3 protein-coding genes are annotated in these 8954 nt (G+C 63.0%); all 3 read left to right on the top strand.

Features of this window, described 5'->3' with window-relative positions; translation table 11 throughout:
• The first annotated feature begins 4 nt into the window (after nucleotides 1–4).
• Nucleotides 5–2704 (top strand): non-ribosomal peptide synthetase, encoded by a 2700-nt coding sequence (locus SJQ66_RS09160; protein ID WP_320533966.1) that lies wholly within the window; start codon nucleotides 5–7, stop codon nucleotides 2702–2704.
• Nucleotides 2604–6461, top strand: coding sequence for a condensation domain-containing protein (locus tag SJQ66_RS09155; protein WP_320534182.1), 3858 nt, complete (start codon nucleotides 2604–2606; stop codon nucleotides 6459–6461). The genes SJQ66_RS09160 and SJQ66_RS09155 overlap by 101 nt, the downstream gene beginning before the upstream one ends.
• Nucleotides 6462–6623: 162 nt before the next feature.
• Nucleotides 6624–8951, top strand: coding sequence for a TonB-dependent siderophore receptor (locus SJQ66_RS09150; RefSeq protein ID WP_024903976.1), 2328 nt, complete (start codon nucleotides 6624–6626; stop codon nucleotides 8949–8951).
• The last annotated feature ends 3 nt before the right edge of the window (nucleotides 8952–8954 follow it).

Here is an 8954-nt window from a genome sequence, read left to right as displayed (position 1 = left end):
CATCATGCCGATAGACCCACACGACGATACGGCGCATAAGCCACACGATACGGAAAACACCGCGCTGCGCGGTGACCTCGCCAAGGAAGTGCGCGGCGCGACAGGTGCGAAAGACGTCCTTGCCGTGACCACCCCGCCAGTCGACGCCGCCGCACGCGAGGCAACGGCCGCCATCGCTTTGCCGCGCGCCGACAGCATTGCGCGCAAGTACGCTGCCCTGTCGCCCACGCAGCGGCAGCAATTCCGGCGCAAGGCGCATGCACAACAACTCGACTGGACGCGCTTGCCGGTGATGCCGCTGAACGACGGGAGCGCGGACGTGGCAACAGATGCAACGTCGTTCACGGCGCAAACCGATCCTCGCGGTGATGCCGATGCGGGGACGACCGCTCGGGACAGCGCGTCCAGGCGCCGCTATCCCGTTTCTCCCGCACAGTTGCGCTTATGGTTCCTATGGCGCCTGGACCCGTCCAGCCCGGCGTACAACCTGTCTCAGGCAGTGCGTCTGGAGGGCCGTCTGGATGCGACGGCGATGCGCCAGGCCTTCTCGGCCGTTGTTGCACGACATGGCGCATTGCGTACCGTTTTCACCGAAGAGAATGGCGCGGTCTGGCAATCCGTCCGGCCGATGCCCGAAAAAGACGTTGCGAACGTGTTTGAATTTCAGGTGATCGAGGACGATGCGGACCGCGATCGTCTTCGCGAGCGGTTGCGCGTTATCGCGCGAACGCCGTTCGATCTAACGCGTGGCCCGTTGCTTCGGGTGACGTTGTTGCGTTCGGCGCCGGAGACGCATCGGATGGTGATTGTTACGCACCATATTGTCTCTGATGGGTGGTCGCAGAAAATCCTGTTGAGCGAATTGGCGCAAGCCTATGACGTCGCGATACGGGGCGGCGATCCCACGATCGATTTGCCGCCGACGACGATACATGCCGCGGACGTCGCGGCGTGGCGTGACGAGTGGATGCGTGCCGATGGAGACGGTACGGATACGTCGCGCACGGACGATGCGCTGCAGTTCTGGAAAACGCGCCTGGCGCCATGCGCGCGCCGCGCGCCAATCGCCTTGCCGCTGGATCGACCGCGTGGCGTGCATCGAGGCGTGGAAGGCGGACGTGAGCGTATCGCCGTCGACGGTGCCTTGCTCGACAGCCTGCGTGCGTTTGCCCGCGCGCAGCGCACATCGTTGTTCACCGTGCTGCTGTCGACGTATGCGGCAACGCTTTACCGATACGGCGCTTTGCGTGACATCGGGTCGGACGCAGGCGATACCCCGGCCCGTTTGCCGATCGGGGTGCCATTCGCGGGCCGCGACGATCCGACCTTGCATCCGGTGATCGGGTATTTCGTCAATACGATCGTGCTCGATCCGGCAGTCGACGGCGCGATGTCGGGACAGTCCTTGGTGCAAGCGGTACATAGGCGCCTGGGTGAAGCGCAGGCGCATGCGCATGTGCCGTTTGGTCAGATACTGGACGTTTTGAACGTGTCGCGGGAAGTAGGCCGTGCACCGTTGTTTCAGGTGATGTTCAACCTGGAGCAGGGCGGCGGTCGCGAGGCGGTGGCGAAACTGTCCGGCCTGACGGCAAGCGGCGAGGATGGCGGTACCGATACCGCGCGTTTCGATCTGGTGCTCAATGCGGTGGATCAGGGCGATGGCGTCGCGCTGTTGTTCCATTACGCTGCCGACGTGTTCGATGCCGGGACCATTGCACGCTTCGCCGCGGATTATCGCGGGTTGCTCACGGCGATGACCGCTGATCCGCAGGCACGTATTGGTGCGCTGCCGGTTGCGTCATCGTCATATCGGGAACCGCACTGCTATCCGTATGAGTCAGTTGTGTCGGCGTTGCGCGCGCAGGCGTTGCGAACACCGGAAGCGGTGGCGGTACGTTGCGAGGGTGGCAATGGCGCGGGTTTTGGGAGGCGAGCGGATGGGGGTGTGCCGCTGGAGACTTCGCTGACGTACGGAGCGCTGGAGGCGTGGTCTGGCCGGATCGCGTTGCGACTGCGCGCGGCGGGCGTGTGTGCGGAGACGCGGGTGGGACTGTGCGTGGGTCGTGGCCCGGCGCTGATCGCGGGGATGTTGGGGATTTGGCGCGCGGGCGGGGCGTTCGTGCCGCTGGACCCGAGCTATCCGCTGGAGCGTCTGGTGATGATGCGCGAGGACGCGGGCATTGCGCAGGTGGTGGGGGATGAGGCGAGCGTGCGGGGTGTGGCGAGCCTGTTCGATGAGGTGACGCTGATCGATGTGGGTTCGGCGTGCGAGGGGGAGGAGGTGATGGAGGCGCCGGTTGCGGCGCTGCATCCGTCGCAACTGGCGTACGTGCTGTACACGTCGGGCTCGACGGGCAGACCGAAGGGTGTGGCGGTCGAGCATGAAGCGCTGTGGGTGCATTTGCAGGATTTCCTGTCGACCTATGAGATCACGGCCGAGGATGTGGTGCTGCATTCGTCGACGATCAATTTCGACGTGGCCTTGCACGAGATCGTTCCGGCGCTGTTGCGTGGTGCGAGGATCGAGATGCGCGGCGAGCAGCCGTGGGATTTACGCAGTCTGAGCGCGCGTCTGGTGGGGGGGAGGTGTCACGTTCGCGCGGATTCCGACGGCGCTGTGGCAGCAATGGCAGCACCATGCGCCGGCGCGGGAGTTGTTGAAGCTGCGGCAGGTGACGGTGGGAGGAGAGGCGTTGCCCGGTGACGCGTTGGCGGTGTGGCAGGGTGGTGCGTTGGGTGATATCGCGCTGGACAATTTGTACGGACCGACGGAGACGACGGTTGCGGCGCTGTACCGGCGCACGCAGGCATCGGACGCGAGCGCGACGACGGTGCCGATCGGGATTACGTATCCTGGTCGCACGGCGCGGGTGCTGGACGCGTTTGGTGATATCGCGCCAGTTGGCGGGTTGGGGGAGTTGTGCATTGGCGGGCCGACGGTGGCGCGGGGTTACCTGGGTCATGCGTCGCAAACGGCGGAGCGTTTCGTGCCGGATCCGTATGGTGCGCCTGGTGCGCGGCAATACCGAAGCGGGGACCTGTGTCGCATGCAGGCGGATGGGTGCGTGGGGTTCCTGGGTCGCCTGGACCAGCAGGTGAAGCTGCGTGGTCAGCGCATCGAGCTTGGAGAGATCGAGGCGGCGTTGCGCAGTTGTGAGGGGGTGCGAGAGGCGGCGGTGATTGTCACGGGGACGGGAGCGCAACAGCGTCTTGCGGCGTACGTGGCGGGTGAGGGAGAGGGCGAGAGTCAAGGTGTTGTAGAAGGGCAGGTGCGTGCGGGCTTGGATGGTGGGGTGATCCGTGAGGTGCTGCAACGCAAGCTGCCGTCGTACATGGTGCCCACGAGTGTGATGGTGCTGGAGAAGTTGCCGTCGATGCCGAACGGGAAGCTGGATCGCGGTGCGTTGCCGCTGGTGCAGGAGGGGGTGTTTGGTGGAGAGAGGACGCAGGCGCGCAACGATGAGGAGCAGACGTTGCTGGGGATCTGGCGTGCGGTGCTGGGACGAGAGGATGTGGGGGTGACGGAGAACTTCTTCGAAGCGGGAGGGGATTCGATCCAGAGCTTGCAGATCATTGCCCGCGCCCGCGAGGCCGGATGGGTCCTGACACCACGCCAGATTTTCGACTATCCAACGGTGGCGGAACAAGTGGTGCAATGGACTCCGGCATCCGCTACGGCATCGGCCGATGACGTCGATGATGTGGCGGACGCCTATGACGCGGACGCAGGGGATGCGCCAACATCCCTCCCGCTGACGCCTATTCAGCAATGGTTTTTCTTGCGCTACCCCCATGGCGAATCGCATTGGAATCAGTCCGTGCTGTTGCAAGTGGCTGGGCCGCTCGATCTGGCCGCCTTGGAACAGGCAGTGGATCTGCTGCGACGTCGGCACGATGCGTTGCGTCTGCGGTTCACGCGGGACATCGTGATCGATGGCGATGAAAAGCACGATGCGGAGACTGCGCTGGCCAAGCCGGGAACACCCCATGCGTCGCCAGATCCGCGCTACACATGGCGTCAGACGGTGCTTCCCGCGTCGATAGCCGAGCGCGATCTTGTATGGCGGCAACACCTCGTCGGCTGGGATGCATTGCCCGAGGCAGGGGAGGCGGTACAGCGCAGCCTGGACCTGACACATGGCCCGATCTGGCGTGTAGCGTATTTCACCCTGGCGGATGCGGAGCCGAAGGCGGATACGCGACTGTTGCTGACGGCCCATCACCTGGCAGTCGATGGCGTTTCCTGGCGCATCCTGTTGGACGAATTGCGGCAAGCGTACGAGCAGATCGTGGCGGGCAATACGACCAGCAACGGTACGGATGCGGGCGCGATGCTGGGAGCAAGCGCGGATGCGCATGCCACGCATTTGCCGAATCGAAGCTGGTCGTGGCGGCGCTGGACGCGGGCTTTGTCGGCGTATGCGAAGGAGCCCGCGCGTCTTGCGGAATTGCCGTGGTGGCAAACCGCGCTACGGGAGACGACACAAGGCGCGGCGTCCCTGTCGGCACCGCTTTTCCATACCTTGTCCAACACCGCTGCGCCTCAGCAAACCGTTTTACGCCGTCTGTCGCCGACGCTGACCGACGCATTGCTCCGGATACCCGGTGCGCTGACCAGCCGTTCCGCCCCGAGTGGAATACGTACGGCGCCGTCACCTACGCGACCTGCGATTCGCGTCGAGGATTGCCTGCTTGGCGCATTCGCGTCCGCGATCTGTGCCCATGCGGACCGCGGCCGTTTGCTTGTCGAGATCGAAGGGCACGGCCGCGAGGATGTGGTGGGAGGCGCAGACCTGAGCCGTACCGTAGGCTGGTTCACCACGCAATATCCGATTGTCGTCACGCATCAGCTGGCGCCGGCGGCGATGGTGGCGTCGGTCCGCGACGTCATGGCGCGTGTCCCTGCGCGGGGCATCCATTGGGGCCTGTTGACGCAACAGGCTGATGCGGCGAGCATTGCCGCCGTGCGGGCATTGCCGCAACCCCAGGTCAGTTTCAATTACCTCGGTCGCTTCGACAGTACGCTTGCGGCCGATACGGCGGAGTCGCCGCCATCGCGGTTTGGTTTTGCCGCGGAATCGGCGGGCCGCGCCACGGCACCATCAACGCAGGGACCGGATCGTGTTTTGGACCTCAACGCCTGGATCAGCAATGGCCGTCTGTCGGTGAGCTGGGGCTATGCCCCGCAGTATCTTGACGAAGCCCGCGTGACATCGATCGCCGATGCGTTCGAGGCCGTTATCGCCGCATTGGTCGATGCCGATGCAGCGCACAACGTCGCGCATCAGGTTCCCGGGGCGTCAGCGTATGAGATGGCCGGGTCGGGCGATGTGTCACACGCGGCATCGACACCGCTTGTTGCATCGCCCAGGGCGCCGCGAGAAGCGGAGGCGCTTCTCACGGCGCTGCCGTCGCCAGTGCGCTTGCCTGCCGTGCCGAATCATCTGCGCCAGGCGGCCCTGTCCGAACCAACGCTCAGCGCCTGGGTGACGCGTGCCGATATCGAGCATGCGCTGTTGTCGATACCGGCCGTATCGCCGGGATTTTCCACGTGGTCCGGGTCGACACAGAGGCGGACGGCGCTTCTCGATATTGCACGCGATGCCGCACGGGAGGCCGATTCGCTCCCGTTGATACCGATGAATGCACTGGGGGCGCCATGGACTGTGTTTTGCCTGCATCCTGGGTATGGGATGGTGGCGGAATACTGTAGCGTCGCCCGCGCGCTGAATGGGATTGCCACGGTTGTCGGGGTGCAAGCACCGGCGCTGCGGGGATGTCCCTGGGACGGCGCGACACTCGAGGCGCTGGCGGCGCACTATGCGGACGCAATAGCCGCCTGGTGCGCAGACGCAGACGCTGGTGCGGCGAAGGCCGTGTCATTCCCCGGTGGGCACCCGCGCGGCGCAGGGCGAATCGGTTTACTAGGCTGGTCGTTCGGTGGCCGTCTGGCGGCGGCAATGCTCGCCGCGCCGGGCACGATATCGTTCGATTTCGTCGGCATCGTCGATACGGCCACGCAGTTGGCGGCCTCCGGAGGCGCCGACACCGACGCGCCGATGGCTGCCGGTACCGGGACGCCAAGCTTGACGGACAGCGTGCGCACTGGCGCGCCGTCGCTATTGCGTGCGGCGTTCGAAGCGGATGCCATGCATACGCGACTACTGCACGGTCACCTATTGCCGTCGTTACAATCCAATCTGTTTTTTTGGCGTGCGGCGCGGAGCGGCGTGGCGCAACCGACGGTAGGTGAAAAAGCGGGGGACACGTCCGTCACGTCCGCGCAAACGCCGACGGCAGTCCATCAGGACGTGCCAGTACGCCGCAGCGATTGGCAGCATGTCACGTCGGGCGTTGTCGTCGAGCGCAGCGTGGACGCAACGCACACGAGCATCGTTCACCATCCGACGTTTCTGGCGCAACTTCATGAAACGCTGGCGAATATCGCGCATGAAGGCTAAACATCGACCCACCACGATCTCATTCGAAAGGCGGGTGTAAGAAAAATCTGTCCTTCTAACAAATGATAGTGGTTCTCATTTGTATTAACATATCGCCTGCATCGCGGTTTTCACAAGCACAGTGCTTGAAATCAAACTGACTGACGGCGAGGATATAAGAAGATGGAAAGGCAGCAATTCGGGGCGGAATGCGGCAAGGTGGGGAATGGGGAGCGGGGTGGCAAGAAAGGGCGGCAACAGGGCATGCACACTCGGCTGCGCGCGAAGCGCACGGTGATCGCACGGCACGTGGTCTCTGCGTTGACGTTGGCCGGCGCGGCGGCGGGCACCGCAATGGCGCCCGGTGTGCACGCACAGGCCAACCCATCCAACGGCACCGTTGATACGGGCTCCACCAGCAGCGCCGCGAGCACATCGCAAACCACCTCGGCGATGCAGGCGACCGTTAATGCTGCCTTGCCTACGGTCGCGGTGACCGGAAAGACGGAAAATCCAAAAGGCCCAGGCGTCGGCTACGTCGCCACGCGATCGATGACCGGCACGAAGACCGACAGCTCGCTGATGACGAATCCGCAGAGTGTAAGCGTTGTCACCCGCCAGCAGATGGATGACCAGGGCGCGATGACCGTCGACCAGGCGTTGCGCTACACGCCGGGCGTCTATACGCAAGACGGTACCGATATTCGATCGGACCAGATTCGCGGCCGGGGTTTTACACTGGATTCCTATCTGGACGGATTGAAGCTGCAGGCATCTCCACGCTTCTCCACGCCGCGTGTCGATGCCTATCTGATGGAACGGATGGACATTCTGCACGGCCCGTCTTCGGTGCTGTATGGGTCAGCCAATCCCGGCGGTCTCGTGAATTTCGTCAGTAAATTGCCGACGGAGACGCCATACCACGAAATCATGCTGCAGATAGGGAATCACAATACCTATCAAATCGGCTATGACTTCAGCGGCCCGGTGGATAAGAACGGCACGATCTTATATCGTATCACCGGCATCGGGCGCACCGCGGAGACGCAGGTAAGCGCGATCAAGGACCAACGTATCGCGATTGCCCCGTCGGTGACGATCCGTCCGAGCCGCGACACCTCGTTGACGCTGCAGGGCGGTTATCAACGCGATCCCAATGGTGGCCTGTTCAATCCGGTGCCGGCGTCGGGGACGATTCTGCCGAACCCGAACGGGTCCGTGTCCTCGGACCGGTACTTGGGTGACGCAAGCAAGGACGGCATGCATCGCTCGCAATACTGGCTGGGCTATCAGTTCCAGCATGGGTTCAACGACACGTTCAGCGTGTCGCAAAATGCCCGCTATCTGTTTGTCGACCAACGGTACTATCAGACGTCGGTGGGGGCAGCGCTGCTGAACAATGGGGCAACCGCGCCGATGTACGGAAACGTCGACCAGGAACGGTATTCGCAATTCGAGATAGATACGCATGCAACCGCCAAGTATGCAACCGGGCAGGTGCAGCATACGACGTTATTTGGTCTTGATTACCAGCGGGCATCGTTGAACGACGCAACCAATCTTGCCCAGTTTGTGGGCAATACCAGTCTGTTCAATCCGAACTATGGATCGCTCAGTTCCGTCCATCCGCTGTACAAGGACTCGTATTCCTTGAGCCAGGTGGGCGTGTACGCGCAGGACGAAGCACGGTGGCGTAACTGGGTACTGACGTACGGCATTCGGGAGGACTGGGCCGGGACAGATCAAAATTACCGGCTGATTTCCACCGGTAACAGTATCCAGCATCAGCACGCGGACGACCATGCCTTCACGTGGCGCGTGGGCCTCGCCTACGAGTTCAATAACGGTATCGCACCGTACATCAGCTACGCCAAATCGTTTGCGCCGGTGCTGGGTGCGACATACAGTGGCGCGGCGTTCAAGCCGACCACCGGAAAGCAGACCGAGGTCGGTGTGCGTTACAAACCCACCGGTTATGATGCGCTGTTCACCGCCGCCTTCTATACACTGACGCAGAACAACGTCACGACGACGGACCCGGCGCATACCTCGTCGAGCATCCAGACCGGCCAGATACTATCGCGCGGGATGGATTTATCGGCCAATGCGAACTTGACGGAGAACCTGAAACTGATCGCGTCGTACTCGTACATCGATCAACGCAATACGCAGAGCACCACCGCGTTCGGTAAGCGTCCTACCATCGCGCCGCGTCACTCCGCGTCGATTTGGGCCGATTACACACTGCACAAGGGACCTTTGCGGAACTTCGGTTTTGGTGGCGGTGTTCGGGCGGTGAGCAGTTCGGCCGGGGACGACCAGGACACGATCCGTGTGCCGGGTCGTATGCTGGTTGACCTGAGCGCGCATTACGATATCCAGAACTGGCGTCTGTCGATCAACGTCAACAATCTGCTCGATCGCGAGTATATTTCCTACTGCACGACGTCCTATGCCTGCTATTGGGGTGCAACCCGCACCGTGCTAGGAACGGCGCGTTACCAATGGTGAGCT

The sequence above is a fragment of the Robbsia andropogonis genome (assembly GCF_034047095.1).
GTDB lineage: Bacteria > Pseudomonadota > Gammaproteobacteria > Burkholderiales > Burkholderiaceae > Robbsia > Robbsia andropogonis.
The sequence above is the reverse complement of the archived record's forward strand: the minus strand, read 5'-3'. Positions and strand labels throughout refer to the sequence as shown.